Origin of the sequence: Alishewanella tabrizica, assembly GCF_014652375.1 — a bacterium.
Taxonomy (GTDB): domain Bacteria; phylum Pseudomonadota; class Gammaproteobacteria; order Enterobacterales; family Alteromonadaceae; genus Alishewanella; species Alishewanella tabrizica.
The window spans coordinates 195265-215175 of the sequence record NZ_BMYR01000004.1 but is presented as its reverse complement, the minus strand read 5'-3'; the positions used below and the strand labels follow the sequence as shown (position 1 = coordinate 215175).

Below are 19911 nucleotides of genomic sequence, written 5' to 3'. Positions count from 1 at the left end.
ATTTTTTTGATGCATACTATGAACGCAACGCTTTCATAGTATGGCGTAGTTAGAAGCGGTAAATGCCTTTAACATAATAGTAGCCGCCATTGATCCCCATGGGTGAGGTTTCAAAATATTTGGCGCCAAGTATGCTGCTAAAGTCTGCAGGTAAACGTTCTGGTTTCGCATCAAACAGGTTTTGCGCGCCCGCAGCAACGGTAAAGCTATCATTTAAGTGATAAGCGACTTCCACATCAAAGGTCACTTTAGCTGAGCCTTGGCCGACTAAACCTGGATCATCTGCATGTACCCCTTGGAAACTGCCATAATAGTTAGTGCGGATAAACATATCCACATCTTGCCATTGTTGATTCCAGCCTAGCGTAGCACGATGATCGGGTAAATCGTTCTCAAGCCGAGATACTTTAAAGGGGCCGGTTACCGCAGTAAATTTTTCTACTTCGGTATCTGTCCAGTTATACGCTAAACTGAACGTGCTACGGCCATCCAGTAAACTGGTGCTGTAGTTTGCCACTAAATCTAGACCGCGAGTAGAGGTATCAAAGTCATTGGTTAAGAACGTAACCTGCGATAACGATTCAACACCTCGAACACCTGCAGCGCGTAACGCATCACGATCGGCTTGGCTTACAGCAAACTCTGCAGACTGACCAATACGATCTTCTACTTCAATTTGGAATAAATCCGCGGTGAAGAAGAAATTGCCGCCACTGTATACTAAGCCTAAAGCAAAGCTCTTTGACTCTTCTGGCGTTAATTCTTTACCGCCTTTCAGTAATGACACTGGGCTAGTGGGTGGCAATAGAGCAATATCAACTAGCTCGCCGCCAATTAACGCTGTGCGTACGTTACGAACGTTAGTTTGACCAACGGTTGGCGCACGGAAGCCTGTACTGTGTGAGGCACGGATAGCCCAATCATCGGTTAAACGATACTGGCCGGTAACTTTGTAGTTAGTGGTATTACCAAAGGTGTCATAATCTTCAAAGCGCAGCGCCGCAGCCATTAACAACTTATCGGTAAACTCTGCTTCTACATCAACATAGGCAGCATAGTTACGACGGGTGTTTAACCCGGCATCATCTGGCTGAAAGCCCGGGAAACCATTTGAGCCGTTGGTTAATTGGCTCACGTAGGGGCCAATTTCCCAAGATGCCACTTCGCCGGCAACAATTTCAAAACTCTCTTCGGTCCATTGTAATCCGCCTGCCACAGCAACATCATTAGCTAGACCAGCATCAACATATTTAACAAAATCGGCACCAAAATTCTTTTCTAATTGAATGTACTTACCTGCTTCAAAATCAGTAGGGGTTTCAGGCCCTAATGAGGCATTTACCGTGTTAATAATTTTGAAGGTGGATTCGTTGCGGCCAACAGAGCCTGAGAAATCATAAAACACGCCTTGGAATAAACCCGACTTAAATTCGCCTTTCGTCCCAGCGGTTAACGAGGTATCTGTAATATTACCGCCAAAGTTTGGGGTAAAACCACCCGGGAACATAGAGAAGAAAGTAAAGCAATTATCAGGCAGGGCGCCTACCGCTGCAGTAATTTCATTATGGTTTAATTTACGGGTACCATCAAATAACGATACATTGGAACAATTTCCTAGTCCGGCAGTATCTACCACTTCTAACGTTGCGCCACCGTCATTAGAAAATACACCACCCCGCGTGTGCGGATTACGATAGTAAAAACCGCCTGTTACATCACGCTCAGAGTAGTTACCAAAAATATAGGCTTCGCGATCATTGCCTAAATCTAGGCCAGCATTGCCGAAAAGTGTAATGTCATCTTTGATTTTCGGTGAACCCCATACTTGCGCAATGGGCGCAACAAAGGGGTTACCTGCATCAATTAATGCCTGTGCATCACCACGTTGGACACTGCGGCTGGTGGCATCAGCATTTTTATATTGCATGCTCAGGTTAACAAAGCCATTGTCGGTTAACGGCATACCTACGTTTGCAGCAATTTCGGTAGAGGTGCCATCGCCAGCATAAAATTCACCTTGTTTAACTTCAATGCTGCCACCATCGGCGGCATCTTTTAAAACAAAGTTAATTACCCCGGCAATAGCGTCAGAGCCGTATTGTGCTGCGGCGCCGTCTCGTAATACTTCAACTTGTTTTAGTGCAATACCTGGGATCACCGAAATATCTGGACCTTGAGCACCATCATTCAAGCCACCGCCTAAAAAGGTGATTACAGATGCACGGTGACGGCGTTTGCCATTTAGTAGAATTAACGTACTGTCAGAGGATAAGCCACGTAAGTTAACCGGACGGATCATGGTGGCGGCATCGCTGATCGGTGTGGTTTGCACATTCAATGACGGCACAGTGGTAGTCAGCATATTCAACATATCGCTGCTGCCACTCTTCATTAATTCATCTCCGCCGATAATATCTACCGGTACTGGCGAGTCGGCGATGGAACGCGGAGCAGAGCGGGTACCTACCACAGCAATTTTTTCAACTTTTGCCTCAGCAGCAGCGTCTTCTTGTGCCATAACCGAGGAGGAATACACGCCGAAGGCTAAACTAGAGGCTAGTGCATATTTAACTGCCCGGCTGACCGGGGTATAGTAGTTCGCTTTTTTCATGGTTTTTCCTGGATAAATTGTTTACATTTTTGTTTTTGACTTTGTTAAGTCTTTTAGTCAACGTGCGGACGTATCGCTATAGTTTTTGACGTCTACTTAACCATATTTTATTCCAAGCCTGCTGTCTATCCTATTTTTAGGGCATTTTAACGCGGATGATGCTTTTTTGAGCAAAACTTAAACGATAAAGGGGACAACCTTTGCCTTCTTCAATACATTCACACGCCATTCAAGACTCCTTGGCGATTTATCCGATTAATCCCACTGATTTTGCTGCTGTTGTGACATTGGCTAATCACGTTCATGGCAACGGCTATTTAACCGAAACTGCTTTAGCAGACATGTTACAACAAGGGATTAAACAGCAATTAGCGGCGTGCTTTTTGGCTAAAATTGCGCAACGTGTCGTGGGGTATCGTATCAGTTTTGCCGCAGGGCAATGGCAACCAGATGAATGGTGCTCACCTTTAGCCTGGCCTGTACGAGTGGAAGACATGGCGTATTTTAAATCGGTGGCCGTACACCCTGTTGTGCAGGGGCAAGGGATAGGTCAAGCCTTGTTACAACATTCAATTCAAGTGTTGCAACAGCAAGGAGCAAAGGCTGGATTGGCGCATTTATGGTGTGAATCGCCCCATAACAGTGCAGTGCGTTATTTCAGTAAGGCCGGAGGGCAATTGATCAATCGACATGAAAATCGCTGGCAGCATTTATCTGCGCAAGGGTATCATTGCCCACGTTGTGGCAAAGTATGTTGTTGTAGCGCTGCAGAAATGGTGTTGCAATTTACGCAATAAATAAGAGAGACAGGGAATACATGAATTTTTGGCCTGAGTTTTTAGTTATCGCGACAGCCCATTTGTTAGCCGTGGCAAGTCCTGGTCCTGATTTTGCGATAGTGCTACGTTATGCTGTGCGTTTTGGTAGAAAAACCGCTATTTACGCCAGTCTTGGGATTGGCTGCGCGATACTATTACATGTTACTTACTCGCTGGTGGGGATTGGAGTGCTGATTAAAACCACTCCGTGGTTATTTCAATTATTAACCTTGCTGGCCGCATTATATTTAATTTATCTTGGGCAGGGGGCGATACGCGCCAAAGCCCCAGCATTAAGCGCGACGGCCGAATTAACCGCAGCACATAGCGAACTTCCGCGTAAACGTTCTGCTTTTATTGCCGGTTTTATTACAAATGGTTTAAATCCAAAAGCCACCTTATTTTTTCTCTCGCTGTTTGCGGTAGTGATATCGGCGCAAACGCCTCTGCTTTATAAAGCGTTTTACGGCGTTTACATGGCTGTGGCCACTGCCGCATGGTTTACGTTATTGTCTTGTTTGTTAACCCAAAGCAAAGTAAGGCAATTTCTGCTGGCAAAAGGGTTTTGGTTTGATCGCTTAATGGGCATATTGCTGTTATTGCTAGCCGGACATTTGTTGTTTAGTAGCTTCTAAAGGATAATGCAAAACAGGATGTTTACTGGTTTTCGCATTGAGTTACTGGTGCCAATCGTTATAATGCGCACCAGTTACATGTGCTGACATAGGTTTATCGGTCAGCCTGTTTCATTCAGGCCATACGTAAGTAAACTTACCAAGGCGTTATAAGAACATTTTGCACTGGATTTACGATCCAGCCGCGCAAGAGGATAAAGTATGTTTGTTGTTGCCGCATTATATAAATTTGTTGACCTACCAGATTATGAATCACTTCGTGAGCCCTTGTATAACCAGATGGTGATGCATAAAGTAAAAGGCACCCTATTACTGGCTGCAGAAGGTATCAATGGCACCATTTCAGGTTCTCGCGCTGGCATCGATGCGGTAAAAGCTTTTTTAGAAGCTGATCAACGTTTTGTTGGTATGAGCTATAAAGAGTCCTTTGCCGATGAACAAGCGTTTTATCGAACCAAAGTAAAACTTAAGAATGAAATTGTGACAATGGGCGTACCGGGCATTGATCCAAAACACATTGTGGGTACCTATGTTAAAGGTGAAGCATGGAATCAGTTAATTAGCGATCCTGACACCCTGTTAATTGATACCCGAAACGATTATGAAGTGGCCATTGGGACCTTTGAAGGGGCAATTAACCCCAATACCACTAATTTTCGTGAGTTTCCACAATGGGCTGCAGACAATCTGGATAAAACAAAGCATAAAAAAGTGGCGATGTTTTGTACCGGTGGGATCCGTTGTGAAAAATCTACTGCTTTTTTAAAAGCACAAGGTTTCGCCGAGGTATATCACTTAGATGGTGGTATTTTAAAATATTTAGAGGAAATGCCAGAAGAACACAGCAAATGGCAAGGTGAATGTTTTGTTTTTGATCAACGTGTTGCGGTTAAACATGGTTTAGCGCAAGGCAGTTATGATCAATGTTACGCTTGTCGCATGCCGCTATCTGTGAGCGATATGGCCTCTGAACATTATGTGAAAGGGTTAAGCTGCCCACATTGTTACGAAACTACCAGCGATGAACAAAAGGCCGCTTTTGCTGAGCGACAACGTCAAGTTGAGCTGGCGAAACAGCGTGGTGAAAAACACATACGTGACGGAAAATTTGAGTAGCCGTAGGATTTTCCCATTAAAACCAGCCTAAAGGCTGGTTTTTTTATGCCTGCGAAGGCTGTGATTATTCTATTTAATCGAATGATTCATCAGCATTATTGCGATTTTAGTTTTAGTTAGTTGCTATATGATGCAGTTCAGACGATGAAAGCGGCTAGCACAAACTAATCTTAACCGCATATGTGTGCATGCGTTTTTATCACGATATTGCCTTAATGAATTATTGGAGAATAGTATGAAAAAATTATTAGTCGCTGCTTCGCTAGCCGCCTTAATGACGTTACCCGCGAAAGCCGCTGAATATGTGATTGACACTGAAGGGGCACACGCCTTTATTCAATTTAAAATTAGTCATTTAGGCTATAGCTGGTTATACGGTCGCTTTAATACTTTTTCGGGGGATTTCAATTATGATGCCAGTAATCTTACGGCATCTAAAATCCAGCTGACTATTGATACCAACAGTGTTGATTCAAATCATACCGAACGCGATAATCATTTGCGTAGTGCGGATTTCTTAAATGTGAGTGTACATCCTACGGCCACGTTTGTTAGCACTAAAATTGTACCAAAAGCAGATGATGCCTTTGATTTACATGGTAATTTAACATTAAATGGCGTTACCAAAGAAGTAGTGATTGCCGCAGAAAAATTAGGTGAGGGTACTGATCCTTGGGGTGGATATCGTGCAGGTTTTGCCGGCACCACCACGTTAGCGCTGAAAGATTTCGCGATAAAAACGGATTTAGGTCCGGCATCTGCCACTGTACAGCTTGATCTTACTGTAGAAGGGATCCGCAAGTAAGTGTCTTACTGATAAAGATAACGACTCTTTATGTTTTTGTCTTTGCGCAGCTGTAGTCAGGCCCTTTGACTACAGCTGGGCTAGTTGATTAGCTAATTCACGCCGCGCATCAATAAAGTCTTGTTCGTCACTTAAATAATTGGCAATTTCAGCATAAAGGCCACGCGCTTTACTTAATTCTCCGTCTCGCACATAAAGTTGAGCTAAGCGTAATTTGGCGCGTGGTAAACGCGTTTGTTGGCTGCCTTCGTAATATTGTAAGTAATTTTCCAGCGCTAGGATCCCTTCTTTTTGGTAACGACCACTAAACACTGCTAACCGACCAATTTGAAACTGTGCACTCTGTTGTTGGCTGGGATCGTTTAATAACGGCAATACCTTCATATACGTTTGTTGCGCAGCTAAGTGCGACCGCTGCTGTAACAATAAAGCGGCCTTGCGCAGTAATAAATCTGTGTTGCTCGGCGTATATTGTAATTGTTGATCAAGCAGTTGCATGGCATCGTTGATCCGATCTTCATTTACCGCAATCGTTACTTGAGCAAGCACACCTTGAATGACATCTATACCACCAAGCTGTAATGCTTGCTGTAACGCCAGTTCTTTGCTCCCGCCGACATTAGCGGGCGCCGTTTGATAAAAACTGACTAGCGCGTGTTGAGCTTGAAAATTGGTCGGTGCAAGGGCAACGGCTTTTTGTAATAACGCCAACGCATCACTGGCGCGTTTACGGGCATTAAACACACTGCCGGTATTAGCGAGCACAAATTTATTCAGCGCTGCTTGCGTAATAATGGCACTGTGTTCGGGATGTTCACGCACAAGTTCATTAAGCAATGTGTTCGCTTCTTCTAAAAATTGCTGTTGGATCAAGGTACGAACTTGTAACAGCATGATGTCGGGATCTTGCCGAGCCGATGGGGTGGCTGCAATATCCGTTAGTAACTGCTGATAACGGGCTTGCTCAAATAATTGTTGCAGCTCAGCAGGCACAGTGGCCGTTGCAGGCAAGCTAATTAGCAGCGAAAATAGCACAGATTTCATCATTTTAAGGCAGTAGTTTTAGATAAATTGATAGGCTAATTTTGCGCGAAATAGTCAAAAATAGCTATGTTATTTAGGAATTTCTATACTGATAGTACTGAGCGGCACACTGCAACAAGGAAGAAATTCACCGCGACGCACAAAGGCGAGTGGCTCCTGTAAATAGCGCACCTCGCCAGAAAGAAGCTTGCAACGGCATGCACCGCAAAAGCCCTCTCGGCAGTGGAAATTAACAGGTTGTTGATGTTGCTCTAAAAATTCGAGCAGATTACGCTGGCCACTGCCGTAGGGAAGTGGCGCTTGCGCATTAATAATGACATCAGGCATTGACGTTACAGATCGAAATCGCCGAATTCATCACTATCAACTTCGTTATCAATTTGCCCCACAAGATAAGAGCTAATTTCAGACTCTTGCGGTGCAACTTGCACGTTATCAGAGACTAACCACGTGTTGATCCACGGAATAGGATTTTGCGTTGTGGCAAAGCGCGGCTTTAATCCTACGGCCTGCATGCGACTGTTAGTAATGTATTCAACATATTGACAGAGAATATCTTTGTTTAAACCAATCATGGAACCGTCTTTGAACAAGTACGCTGCCCAGTCTTTTTCTTGCTCCGCTGCCAACATAAAAATAGCATAGGCTTCGTCTTCACATTCACGTGCAATCTCAGCCATTTCTGGATCGTCATCGCCGCTGGCCATAATGTTTAGAATGTGTTGCGTACCGGTAAGGTGCAATGCTTCATCGCGGGCAATTAGGCGAATAATTTTGGCATTACCTTCCATCAATTCACGCTCAGCAAATGCAAAGCTGCAAGCAAAGCTAACATAAAAGCGGATCGCTTCTAATACGTTAACTGACATAACGCAAAGGTACAGACGCTTTTTTAACTCACGAAGCGTAATTGTTTCTGTTTTGCCATTGATGTTATGCACCCCTTCGCCACAACGCTGATACAAATTAATACCATCAATCAAGGCATCATAGTAACGGGTCACATCTTGCGCACGATCTAAAATTTTCTCGTTCAACATAATGTCGTCAAACACTTTATGCGGTTCCGCACTGATGTTGCGTACAATATGCGTGTAGCTTCTGCTATGAATTGTTTCACTGAACGCCCAGGTTTCAATCCACGTTTCCAGTTCAGGGATTGATACGATCGGTAGCAGTGCCATATTAGGCGAACGGCCCTGCACCGAGTCGAGTAGCGTCTGGTATTTTAAGTTACTTAAAAATATATGTTTTTCATGTTCAGGCAATTGTTGAAAATCAATCCGATCTTTACTGACATCAATTTCTTCAGGACGCCAGAAAAAACTCAATTGTTTTTCAATTAACTTTTCAAAAATGGGGTATTTCTGCTGATCATAGCGAGAAACATTCACAGCGTGACCGAAGAACATGGGCTCTTTAAGTTGATCATTAATGTTGCGATTAAAAGTAGTATACGCCATGGTGTTAAGTGTTCCTGAAAAACATGTTTTAAAGTAATGAGTTATATTTTACACGCACCGCCAGCACAACCATCATCCTCGGCAGCTGCAGCTTTGATATCATCCTGAATATCTGACGCGCCATCACGCGTGTTATGGTAATACATTGTTTTTACGCCTAACTTGTACGCATTTAATAAATCTTTGAGCAATACTTTCATTGGCACTTTACCGCCTTCAAATTTACCCGGATCGTAATTAGTATTCGCCGAGATAGTTTGGTCGATAAATTTTTGCATGATGGCAACTAGGGTTAAATAACCATCGTTCGACGGGATATCCCAAAGCAGCTCATACTGATCTTTCAAGCGTTCGTATTCTGGAACCACTTGCTTTAAGATCCCGTCTTTACTGGCTTTTACGCTTATATGGCCACGTGGCGGCTCAATACCGTTAGTCGCGTTAGAAATTTGCGACGAGGTTTCTGAAGGCATCAATGCCGATAAGGTCGAATTACGTAAACCATATTGCTGGATATCTTTACGTAATTGCTCCCAATTTAGATGCAAAGGTTCCTGACAAACTTTATCTAAATCTTTCTTATAGCTATCGATTGGCAAAATACCTTGTGAATAAGTCGTTTCGTTAAATTTAGGGCAGGGACCACGTTCTTGCGCTAACTTCACGGAGGCTTTTAACAGATAATATTGAATGGCTTCAAAGGTTCTGTGTGTTAAACCATTTGCTGAACCGTCTGAATATTTCACGCCATGCTTCGCAAGGTAATAAGCATAATTAATTACGCCTACACCCAAGGTACGCCGGGCAATAGAGGCGGAGTAGGCTGCTGGGATCGGATAATCCTGATAATCCAGCAAACTGTCTAATGAGCGAACGGCTAACTCGGCAAGCTCTTCTAATTCCTGTAAATCTGTTATGGCGCCTAAGTTAAACGCCGATAAGGTACAAAGCGCAATTTCGCCATCGGGATCGTTGACATGCGATAACGGTTTGGTGGGCAAAGCAATTTCTAAACAAAGATTGCTTTGTCGCACAGGTGCCAGCTCAGGATTAAAGGGGCTATGCGTATTGCAGTGATCTACGTTCTGTAAGTAGATACGCCCGGTGCTGGCCCGTTCCTGCATAAATAATGTGAATAACTCAATAGCTTTGATCCGTTTTTTACGGATTTTGCTATCGGCTTCATATTTTACATAGAGAGATTCAAACCGTTCCTGATTTTCAAAAAAGGCATCATACAATCCGGGCACATCAGAGGGGCTGAACAACGTAATGTAATCATCTTTAATTAAACGTTGATACATTAACCGGTTGAATTGCACCCCATAATCTAGATGCCGTACACGGTTTTCTTCAACGCCACGGTTATTTTTCAATACCAGTAAGGATTCAACTTCTAAGTGCCACAAAGGGTAAAACAGGGTAGCTGCGCCACCACGGACACCACCTTGCGAACAGCTTTTAACAGCAGTTTGAAAGTGTTTGTAAAAAGGAATACAGCCAGTATGGAAGGCTTCACCATTACGGATAGCACTGCCTAAGGCGCGGATACGCCCAGCATTAATCCCAATCCCTGCGCGTTGGCTGACATATTTAACAATGGCGCTAGAGGTCGCGTTAATAGAATCTAAGCTATCGCCACACTCAATCAGTACGCAGGAGCTAAATTGGCGAGTCGGCGTTCGAACGCCTGACATAATCGGCGTGGGTAACGAGATTTTAAATAGCGAAGTCGCATCATAGAAACGGCGAACATAGTCTAAGCGTTGACTCTTGGGATAATTAGCAAATAGGCAAGCCGCCACGAGCATGTAAAGGAACTGCGCACTTTCGTAGATCTCGCCGGTTACTCGGTTTTGTACCAAGTATTTACCTTCTAATTGTTTTACCGCAGCATAGCTAAAATTCAAATCACGGCTGTGATCGATAAAGCCATTTAACTGTTCAATCTCTTCTTGGGTGTAATCGGCTAAAATATGCGCATCATAGCGCTTAGCTTCAACCATTTTCACCACATGTTGATATAAATGTGGCGGCTCAAACTGACCATAGGCTTTTTTACGTAAATGAAACACGGCCAAACGTGCAGCCATATATTGATAATCAGGCGTTTCTTTTGCAATTAAATCGGCTGCCGCTTTAATAATGGTTTCGTGGATATCAGACGATTTAATACCATCATAAAATTGGATATGCGATTTGAGTTCGACCTGTGAAACCGAGACGTTCGTCAAGCCTTCGGCCGCCCAGGTTATGACCCGATGAATTTTATCTAAATCTAGAGGTTCGCGCCGACCATCGCGCTTAGTCACAAAAAGAGTTTGAGTCATCGCTGAAGTGTTCCATTTCTTTTAAAATTTTGATTAACCGTGTGTAGCGCACGGCGAGAAAATACACAGACGTTGCTGACGAATTACACAACATATAGGTGTATTTCAAAAGACGATCACAAGATAGTGTGTATTGAGTGATTTTGCAAGGGACGGAAATGAGCAATTTTACGCGAAGTTGTAATGGGTGAGTAGCCGCTAACCTGTGACATAGTGTGCCGAGTCTCGCCCAATTTAGGCAAGCATTTTTCGACAAAATTTGCGTAAAAAATTATTTGTTCTATAAACGAGCATTTTAAGTCCAATGGGTTATTTGGCCATCCTACGATGGCCAAAACGGGAGACTGTTAACGAGGTTTTCGCGCCACAACAAAATAATTGACGTCTAATCCCGGGCCAAGCTTAAAGCTGTTGTTCAACGGATTAAAATGCAGCCCAATAGCATCAACCAGTGATAAACCTGCTTGTTCAATATCGCGCATCAACACCGAAGGTTTTATAAATTTTGCGTAATCGTGTGTGCCTTTTGGAACCAAGCGTAGCAGATACTCAGCGCCTAAAATGGCAAACAAGTAGGCTTTTGGGGTTTTATTAATAGTCGAGAAAATTAAGGTTGCTCCTGGTGCAGCTAAATCGGCACAAGCTTGAATAACAGATGCCGGATCCGGCACATGTTCTAACATTTCCATACATGTGACAACATCAAAAGCATTGGAATGCTGCAGCGCAAACGCTTCTGCAGTTGCTTGCTGATAGGCTATAGAGAGGCCACTTTCTAGCGCATGTAATTGCGCAACATTTAAGCTTTCCGTAGCCATATCAATAGCGGTTACGTTTGCGCCAGCGCGTGCCATGCTCTCAGCTAATATGCCGCCGCCACAGCCAACATCGATCACGTTACGGCCGAACAGCCCGCCAAGTTGGTCACTTATATACCCGAGGCGGGTGGGATTAAGTAAATGCAAAGGCTTAAATTCGCCTTCAGGATCCCACCATCGGGCAGCAATCTCATTAAATTTGGCAATTTCAGCCTGATCTACATTACTGGGTGTTGTCATTATTTAAACCTTGTTGTTTTTCACTATTATAAAGCCTTGATCTGTTAAGGCAAAGGCGGCAATCTACGCAGCCAGCATAATCAGGCATGGCAAGGCGCTTTTTATGTGGTAGAATCCTGCGTTGTCTCGCGCTAAACAAAGGCAAGAAAAGCGAGTTATCTATCTGATTTAAGGGAAAATAACGTTTTATGACAGATCTGGCCAGAGAAATAGTCCCCATTAATATCGAAGAAGAATTAAAAAATTCTTACCTCGATTACGCGATGAGCGTCATTGTTGGCCGTGCCTTACCCGATGTTCGGGATGGTTTAAAGCCTGTGCACCGTCGTGTGTTGTTTGCCATGAAAGAACTGGGCAACGACTGGAACAAAGCTTATAAAAAATCGGCCCGTGTGGTCGGTGACGTTATCGGTAAATATCACCCACATGGTGATAGTGCGGTATACGATACAATAGTGCGGATGGCTCAGCCTTTTTCACTTCGCTATATGTTAGTAGACGGTCAAGGTAACTTTGGTTCAATTGATGGTGACTCAGCCGCAGCAATGCGTTATACCGAAGTTCGGATGGCTCGAATTGCGCATGAATTACTTGCCGATCTGGATAAAGAAACGGTTGATTTTGTCCCTAACTATGACGGTACAGAATTAATTCCAGCAGTCTTACCAACCAAAGTTCCTAACTTGTTAGTCAATGGTTCTTCGGGTATCGCTGTGGGTATGGCGACCAATATCCCACCTCATAATTTAAATGAGATTATTGATGGCTGCCTTGCGCTTATTGCCAATCCGGATATTGAATTGCATGAACTCATGCAATTTATTCCAGGGCCTGATTTTCCAACCGCAGCCATTATCAACGGTCGTAAAGGGATTGAAGAAGCCTATCGCACGGGCCGCGGCAAAGTGTACATTCGCGCTAAAACCTTTATTGAAACGGATGAAAAAACCGGTCGCGAAGCCATCATCGTTTATGAAATTCCGTATCAAGTAAACAAAGCGCGCTTAATTGAAAAGATTGCTGAATTAGTTAAAGAAAAGCGGATCGAAGGGATCTCTGCACTGCGTGACGAGTCTGACAAAGACGGTATGCGTATTGTGATTGAGCTTAAACGCGGTGAATCAACCGATGTGATGCTAAACCAACTTTATACCAATACGCAGATGCAAACGGTGTTTGGTATTAATATGGTGGCCTTGGCAAACAACCAGCCTAAATTGTTAAGCCTCAAAGAGATGTTAGAATATTTTATTCTACATCGCCGCGAAGTGGTAACACGTCGTACCGTTTATGATTTACGCAAAGCACGTGATCGTGCGCACATCTTAGAAGGCTTAGCGATCGCGCTGGCTAACATTGATGAAATTATTGATTTGATCAAAAACTCAGCCAGCCCTGCGGAAGCAAAAGCCGGATTAGTTGCACGTGGCTGGCAGTTAGGTGATGTGTCTGCCATGTTAGAACGTGCGGGGGAAAACGCCGCGCGTCCTGAATGGTTAGAAGCCCATTTTGGGATCCGTGAAGGCTTATATTTCTTAACCGAGCAACAAGCCCAAGCTATTCTTGATTTACGTTTGCATAAATTAACGGGCTTAGAACACGACAAGATCCTTGCTGAATACAAAGAATTGTTGCAGCTAATTGCTGAGTTACTGCACATTTTGGCCAGTCCAGAACGCTTAATGGAAGTTATTTGCGAAGAATTAGCGGCCGTTAAAGCCCAATATGGTGACGCCCGTCGTACTGAAATCCAGGATAATATGCTGGATATCAACATGGAAGATTTGATCACTGAAGAAGACGTCGTTGTAACCTTATCTCACTTAGGTTATGCCAAATATCAGCCTATTACTGATTATGAAGCGCAACGTCGTGGTGGTCGTGGTAAAGCCGCTACCACGGTAAAAGATGAAGACTTTGTAGACAAGCTGTTGGTTGCAAGCACGCATGACACGATTTTATGTTTCTCAAATCGTGGGCGTATGTACTGGATGAAGGTATATCAATTGCCCTTAGCCAGTCGCACAGCACGTGGTAAACCCATCGTCAACCTTTTACCTTTGGAAGAGGGCGAACGCATCAATGCTATTCTGCCGGTACGTGAGTACGAAGAAGGGAAATATGTGTTTATGGCAACGGCCAATGGCACGGTGAAGAAAACGGCCCTAACTGAATATTCGCGGCCACGGGCTAACGGTATTATTGCTGTTAATTTGAATGAAGGCGATCGGTTAATTGATGTCGGCATTACCGATGGCACCAATGAGATCATGCTGTTCTCTGATGACGGTAAAGTGGTTCGTTTTACCGAAGATCAGGTTCGTGGTATGGGCCGGACAGCTACAGGTGTACGCGGCATTAAGCTAAGAGAAGGCGGTAGTGTTGTTTCACTGATTATTCCTAACGGTGAAGGGGCTATTTTAACTGTTACCGAAAACGGTTATGGTAAACGTACCTCGCTTACTGAGTACCCCGCAAAGAGCCGCGCAACGCAAGGTGTGGTGTCTATTAAAGTATCAGAGCGTAATGGTCTGGTAGTCGGCGCGGTACAAGTCGCTGAAAGTGATGAAATCATGATGATTTCTAACAAAGGAACTTTGGTGCGTACGCGCGTCAAAGAGGTGTCTGAAGTAGGGCGTAACACACAAGGTGTTATTCTGATCCGGACACAAGAAGGTGAAAAAGTGGTTGGCGTTGAACGGATTGATGAAATTCAAGACGAGGAAGCCCTAGCAGCTTTAGCACAAGGTACGCCTCGTACACCGGATGTACAGGACAGCCAATTAGCACAAGATGTCGATGGTGAAGAAGAGTAACCCCTAAAAACGAGCGCTTTGGCGCTCGTTTTGTTTTTAAACAACAATAAAATAACACGAAAAACAAAACCAAGGCCAGTTAGCACCCCTAGAGATATAACAGCAATACTGTAACGCAGTTATCTAACTAAAAAGTGAGAGTAAAAAATGACCACCTATAATTTTTGTGCTGGCCCGGCCATGTTGCCGGTCGCGGTAATGCAACAGGCTCAGCAAGAATTTATTAACTGGCATGGCCAAGGCTGTTCGGTGATGGAAATAAGTCATCGTAGTAAACCTTTTATGACATTAGCCACCGAAGCCGAACAAGATTTACGTGATTTATTGGCAATTCCCGCAAATTATAAAGTGCTCTTTATGCACGGTGGTGGCCGCGGCCAATTTTCTGCCGTGCCCCTTAATTTATTGCAGCCAGGTAAAACCGCTGATTATATAACTTCGGGCGCCTGGTCTTTAGCTGCCGTGGAAGAAGCACAAAAATTTGGTCAGGTGCGTGCCCAAGATATTCGCCTCAAAACCACAGATCAATTACGTGGTTTAGTTAACGTAGCTGATTGGCAGTTACGTGATGATGCTGCCTATGTGCATTGCTGTCCAAATGAGACAGTCGATGGCATAGAGTTCACGGATTTACCTGTAACAGCAGCCCCCATCGTGGCTGATTTATCTTCAACCATTTTATCTAGGCCGATCGATGTGAGTCGCTACGGGGTGATCTATGCCGGCGCACAAAAAAATATTGGCCCGTCAGGCTTAACGCTGGCCATTGTGCGTGAAGATTTATTACCGGCTAAAAACGCTGCCATTCCAGCCGTGCTGGATTATCGGTTAGCAGCAGAGAATGACAGTATGTTTAATACGCCACCCACCTATGCGTGGTATCTGGCTGGATTGGTCTTTAAATGGTTAAAGCAGCAAGGTGGTGTCGCGGCGATGGCAACACGTAATCAAGCGAAGGCCGATACCTTGTATAATTATATCGATAAGAGTGATTTTTATCGAAACGATGTCGATCCACAGTATCGTTCGTGGATGAATGTACCGTTCTTTTTAGCCGATGAAACGTTAAATGATACCTTCGTGAACCAAGCTGAGCAGCATGGCTTGTTGGCACTAAAAGGACATCGGATAGTTGGCGGCATGCGCGCCAGTATCTATAACGCCATGCCGCTTGAAGGTGTTCAAACACTGGTGAGCTTTATGCGCGAATTTGAACGGGTGCACGGATGAAAACATTAACATTAGCCCCCATAAACCACATCGCAGGCGAAGTCCATTTACCCGGCTCGAAGAGTATTTCTAATCGTGTGTTATTGCTAGCTGCACTTGCAGAAGGTACTACGCATATTACCAATTTACTGGATAGCGATGATGTTAAGCATATGCTTAATGCCTTGAGTGCGCTGGGTATTCGCTATGATTTATCAACGTGTCGAACGAAATGTACTGTGCATGGTTTGGGCGGGCTATTTCAGCACACTGAAGAAATTACCTTATTTCTGGGTAATGCGGGTACGGCGATGCGACCGTTAACGGCGGCACTTGCTGCTTCGGATGTGTCGGTAACCCTTACCGGTGAGCCTCGGATGTATGAACGCCCAATTGGCCATTTGGTGGATGCACTTCGGCAATGGCAAGCAGATATCCAGTACCTGGAAAATAAGAGTTTTCCCCCTTTGCGGATTAACGGTAAAGCGCTAGCTGGGGGGCGTATTACTATTGATGGTAGTATCTCCAGTCAATTTTTAACCGCCGTATTAATGATTGCACCTTTGCTGACCAGTGACAGTGAAATTGTGATTGAGGGTGAGCTAGTCTCTAAGCCTTATATTGATATCACTCTGGCGTTAATGTCACGTTTTGGTGTAACGGTTGAAAATCAGCAGTATCAACGGTTTTTGGTTACGGGTAACCAGCGTTATTGCTCGCCTGGACAATGGTTAGTCGAAGGTGATGCCTCGTCAGCGTCTTACTTTTTAGCGGCCGCCGCTATTAAAGGCGGCACCATTAAAGTTACAGGCATTGGTAAACATGCCGTGCAAGGTGATATTCACTTTGCTGATGCTTTGGCTGCTATGGGCGCCCACGTAGAATGGGCTGATGATTATATTGCGGTTACGCGTAACACATTGCGTGGGATCGATCGTGATTATAACGCTATTCCAGATGCAGCGATGACCATAGCCACCACCGCGTTATTTGCTGAAGGCCCCACAGTGATCCGCAATATCTATAATTGGCGCGTTAAGGAAACAGATCGCTTAGCCGCCATGGCGACAGAGCTTAGAAAAGTAGGTGCAGAGGTAGAGGAAGGTCACGATTATATTAAAGTGACGCCCCCCAAAGCGCTGACGCATGCCAGTATCGCGACATATAATGATCATCGAATGGCGATGTGCTTTTCTTTAGTTGCGCTAAGTGATACAGCCGTGACCATTGAAGATCCAGATTGTACTGCAAAAACCTTTCCAAGTTATTTTGATGTTTTCAAAGGGTTAAGTTCATAATCTCCATTTGCTAAGCACACCCTTTGGTTTGTCTTTCAAAACGCGTAACCTTTTCTGTTACGCGTTTTTTTTATGTTGCTAAACGTAGCAACGGTAATTACTTTGCGTATAAGCACAGCAATTGTCATAAAAAGCTGTATAATAAGCGCCATTTTGAAATGTAGACTTATTAGCTTTTACACAGGGGGTAGGATGCCACAATATGCACCAGTCATAACCATCGATGGTCCAGGTGGTTCAGGGAAAGGCACTATCAGCCGTTTACTGGCACAACAACTTGGCTGGCAATTACTTGATAGTGGCGCCATCTATCGTGTGTTAGCCTTAGCGGCGATGCATCATCAGATTGCACCGGCAGACGAAGCCGCATTACAGCCATTAGCCGCGCATTTGGACGTACAATTTGCCAGTGATAGCCAGGGGAATACCTTAGTTACACTTGAAGGCGAAAATGTTAGTCAAACCATTCGTAGTCAAGAAGTGGCTGATATGGCATCAAAAATTGCCTCATTACCCACCGTGCGTGAGGCGCTATTACGCCGACAACGCGCCTTTGCACAAACCCCGGGATTAATTGCAGATGGCCGAGATATGGGTACAGTGGTTTTCCCACACGCAGATGTGAAAATATTCTTAACAGCAGATGCCCAAGAGCGCGCTCAAAGACGCTATTTAGAGTTGAAAGAAAAGGGTTTTGATGTTAATATCGACGACCTTTTGAGCGAGATCCAGACACGTGACGAGCGCGACATGAATCGTGCTACAGCGCCCTTGAAACCGGCGGCTGACGCCTACATGCTGGACTCCACCAATAAACCTATTGAACAAGTGCTGCAAGAGGTGCTGCAATTGGTTAACAGCAAGTTGTCGTTAACTAATTGATGAACCAGGCCAAGGCCGCATTTTGGACAGCCAGTGACAAGGATATTGCTGGTAAATTTAGCAACCCCATAACACATGATGTGAAATGGAGCACTTAACTGAAAAAGTGACTATGACTGAAAATTTTGCACTAATGTTTGAGGAAAGCCTCAAAGTAATCGAAACACGCCCAGGTGCCATTGTTAAAGGTACCGTTGTAGCTATTCTGAAAGACGTTGTAATGGTTGACGCCGGTCTTAAATCAGAAGCGGCTATTCCTGTTGAGCAGTTCAAATCGTTGAACGGCGAGATAGAAGTTAGCGTGGGTGACATCATCGACGTAGCGTTAGATGCTATCGAAGATGGTTTCGGTGAGACCTTATTATCTCGTGAAAAAGCTAAGCGCCATGAAGCCTGGGTACGCCTGGAAAAAGCTTGCGAAGATAAAGTAACCGTTATCGGTGTGATCACTGGTAAAGTTAAAGGTGGCTTCACAGTTGAAGTTGATGGCATTCGTGCTTTCCTGCCTGGTTCATTAGTTGACGTACGTCCTGTACGTGACACTCTGCACTTAGAAAACAAAGAACTTGAGTTCAAAGTTATCAAGCTGGATCAGAAGCGTAACAACGTGGTTGTTTCACGTCGTGCCGTGATTGAATCAGAAAGCAGCCAAGAGCGTGATCAGCTGTTAGAAAACTTAGAAGAAGGCATGGAAGTTAAAGGTATCGTTAAGAACCTGACTGACTACGGTGCATTCGTAGATTTAGGTGGTGTAGACGGTTTACTGCACATCACAGATATGGCTTGGAAACGCGTTAAGCACCCAAGCGAAATCGTTAACGTTGGCGACGAAATTCCAGTAAAAGTACTGAAATTCGACCGCGAGAAGCAACGCGTTTCTTTAGGCCTGAAGCAAATGGGCGAAGATCCGTGGGCAGCTATCGCCTCACGTTACCCAGAAGGTGCGAAAATCACTGGTCGCGTAACTAACCTGACTGATTACGGCTGCTTCGTAGAAATTGAAGAAGGCGTAGAAGGCTTAGTACACGTTTCTGAAATGGACTGGACCAACAAAAACATCCACCCATCTAAAGTTGTTAACTTAGGTGACTCTGTGGAAGTTATGGTTCTGGAAATCGACGAAGAACGTCGTCGTATTTCATTAGGCCTGAAACAGTGTAAAGCTAACCCATGGGAAGAGTTCGCTAAGGGCTTCAACAAGGGTGATCGCGTAAGCGGTAAGATCAAGTCAATCACTGACTTCGGTATCTTCATCGGTTTAGATGGCGGCATCGATGGTCTGGTTCACTTATCTGACATCAGCTGGAACGCCACTGGCGAGGAAGCGGTTCGTGAATTCAAGAAAGGCGACGAAGTACACGCTGTTGTGTTACAAGTTGACCCAGAGCGCGAGCGTATTTCTTTAGGTATCAAACAACTGGATGAAGATCCGTTCAATGGTTACCTTGCTGACAACAAAAAAGGTGCTATCGTTAAAGGTGAAGTAACTGCCGTTGACGCTAAAGGCGCTACTGTAATGTTAGAAGGCGCAGTTGAAGGTTACGTTCGCGTATCTGATATCTCTCGTGAGCGTATCGAAGATGCAACAACTGTACTGAAAGTTGGCGAAGAAGTTGAAGCACGTTTGATGGGTGTGGATCGTAAGAACCGCGTAATCAGCCTGTCAATCAAAGCCAAGTTCGAAGCTGAAGAAAAAGAAGCTATGGATACTATTAACAGCAAACAGCCAGAAGCTGATTTTGGTGTTAATGCCATGGCAGAAGCATTTAAAGCTGCTCAGAAGCAGGATTAATTGCTAATGAAGCAAGGAGCATTTGCTCCTTGCT

General features: G+C 44.4%; 15 protein-coding genes. 9 read left to right on the top strand and 6 right to left on the bottom strand.

Annotated elements, in window-relative coordinates; translation table 11 throughout:
* Window positions 1-49: 49 nt before the first annotated feature.
* On the bottom strand, window positions 50-2611 hold the full coding sequence (locus tag IE070_RS06395) for a TonB-dependent receptor plug domain-containing protein (RefSeq protein WP_189481614.1): 2562 nt from the start codon (window positions 2609-2611) through the stop codon (window positions 50-52).
* Window positions 2612-2811: 200 nt separating this feature from the next.
* Between IE070_RS06395 and IE070_RS06390 the strand changes: the two genes are divergently transcribed.
* The 4 genes from IE070_RS06390 (at window position 2812) to IE070_RS06375 (ending at window position 5985) form a co-directional block, all read left to right on the top strand.
* Entirely contained in the window at window positions 2812-3408 is a 597-nt protein-coding gene (locus IE070_RS06390; protein WP_229796955.1) for a GNAT family N-acetyltransferase, read from the top strand.
* Between the two features lie 20 nt (window positions 3409-3428).
* Entirely contained in the window at window positions 3429-4064 is a 636-nt protein-coding gene (locus IE070_RS06385; RefSeq protein WP_189481612.1) for a LysE family translocator, read from the top strand.
* Window positions 4065-4265: 201 nt separating this feature from the next.
* The gene (trhO, locus tag IE070_RS06380) at window positions 4266-5180 is read left to right on the top strand and encodes an oxygen-dependent tRNA uridine(34) hydroxylase TrhO (protein WP_189481610.1); all 915 of its coding nucleotides are present in this window, start codon (window positions 4266-4268) and stop codon (window positions 5178-5180) included.
* 235 nt (window positions 5181-5415) lie between these two features.
* Complete coding sequence (locus tag IE070_RS06375; RefSeq protein WP_189481608.1) at window positions 5416-5985, top strand: YceI family protein; 570 nt, start codon at window positions 5416-5418, stop codon at window positions 5983-5985.
* A gap of 69 nt (window positions 5986-6054) precedes the next feature.
* Here the strand turns inward: IE070_RS06375 and IE070_RS06370 are convergent, their stop codons facing one another.
* The 5 genes from IE070_RS06370 to ubiG all read right to left on the bottom strand — a co-directional run bounded on the left by IE070_RS06370 (window position 6055) and on the right by ubiG (window position 11880).
* Window positions 6055-7029 carry a tetratricopeptide repeat protein gene (locus IE070_RS06370; protein ID WP_189481773.1) on the bottom strand — a complete coding sequence of 325 codons (975 nt, stop codon included), beginning with the start codon at window positions 7027-7029 and terminating at the stop codon, window positions 6055-6057.
* 69 nt (window positions 7030-7098) lie between these two features.
* Window positions 7099-7356, bottom strand: a complete 258-nt coding sequence (yfaE, locus tag IE070_RS06365) for a class I ribonucleotide reductase maintenance protein YfaE (protein WP_189481606.1) — start codon at window positions 7354-7356, stop codon at window positions 7099-7101.
* A 5-nt stretch (window positions 7357-7361) separates the two neighbouring features.
* On the bottom strand, window positions 7362-8492 hold the full coding sequence (gene nrdB / locus IE070_RS06360; RefSeq protein ID WP_189481604.1) for a class Ia ribonucleoside-diphosphate reductase subunit beta: 1131 nt from the start codon (window positions 8490-8492) through the stop codon (window positions 7362-7364).
* Between the two features lie 41 nt (window positions 8493-8533).
* The gene (nrdA, locus tag IE070_RS06355) at window positions 8534-10822 is read right to left on the bottom strand and encodes a class 1a ribonucleoside-diphosphate reductase subunit alpha (protein WP_189481602.1); all 2289 of its coding nucleotides are present in this window, start codon (window positions 10820-10822) and stop codon (window positions 8534-8536) included.
* Window positions 10823-11169: 347 nt separating this feature from the next.
* Entirely contained in the window at window positions 11170-11880 is a 711-nt protein-coding gene (gene ubiG / locus IE070_RS06350; protein ID WP_189481600.1) for a bifunctional 2-polyprenyl-6-hydroxyphenol methylase/3-demethylubiquinol 3-O-methyltransferase UbiG, read from the bottom strand.
* A 188-nt stretch (window positions 11881-12068) separates the two neighbouring features.
* On the opposite strand from ubiG, the gene gyrA reads away from it, so the two are divergent.
* The 5 genes from gyrA to rpsA all read left to right on the top strand — a co-directional run bounded on the left by gyrA (window position 12069) and on the right by rpsA (window position 19877).
* Window positions 12069-14696 carry a DNA gyrase subunit A gene (gyrA, locus tag IE070_RS06345; protein ID WP_189481598.1) on the top strand — a complete coding sequence of 876 codons (2628 nt, stop codon included), beginning with the start codon at window positions 12069-12071 and terminating at the stop codon, window positions 14694-14696.
* Window positions 14697-14843: 147 nt separating this feature from the next.
* The gene (gene serC, locus IE070_RS06340; protein ID WP_189481596.1) at window positions 14844-15926 is read left to right on the top strand and encodes a 3-phosphoserine/phosphohydroxythreonine transaminase; all 1083 of its coding nucleotides are present in this window, start codon (window positions 14844-14846) and stop codon (window positions 15924-15926) included.
* A complete protein-coding gene (gene aroA, locus IE070_RS06335) occupies window positions 15923-17203 on the top strand; it encodes a 3-phosphoshikimate 1-carboxyvinyltransferase (RefSeq protein WP_189481594.1) in 1281 nt (426 codons plus the stop codon). Before serC ends, aroA begins: the two co-directional genes overlap by 4 nt.
* Window positions 17204-17395: 192 nt before the next feature.
* Window positions 17396-18085, top strand: coding sequence for a (d)CMP kinase (cmk, locus tag IE070_RS06330; protein WP_189481592.1), 690 nt, complete (start codon window positions 17396-17398; stop codon window positions 18083-18085).
* Window positions 18086-18197: 112 nt separating this feature from the next.
* Window positions 18198-19877 carry a 30S ribosomal protein S1 gene (gene rpsA, locus IE070_RS06325; RefSeq protein WP_189481771.1) on the top strand — a complete coding sequence of 560 codons (1680 nt, stop codon included), beginning with the start codon at window positions 18198-18200 and terminating at the stop codon, window positions 19875-19877.
* The last annotated feature ends 34 nt before the right edge of the window (window positions 19878-19911 follow it).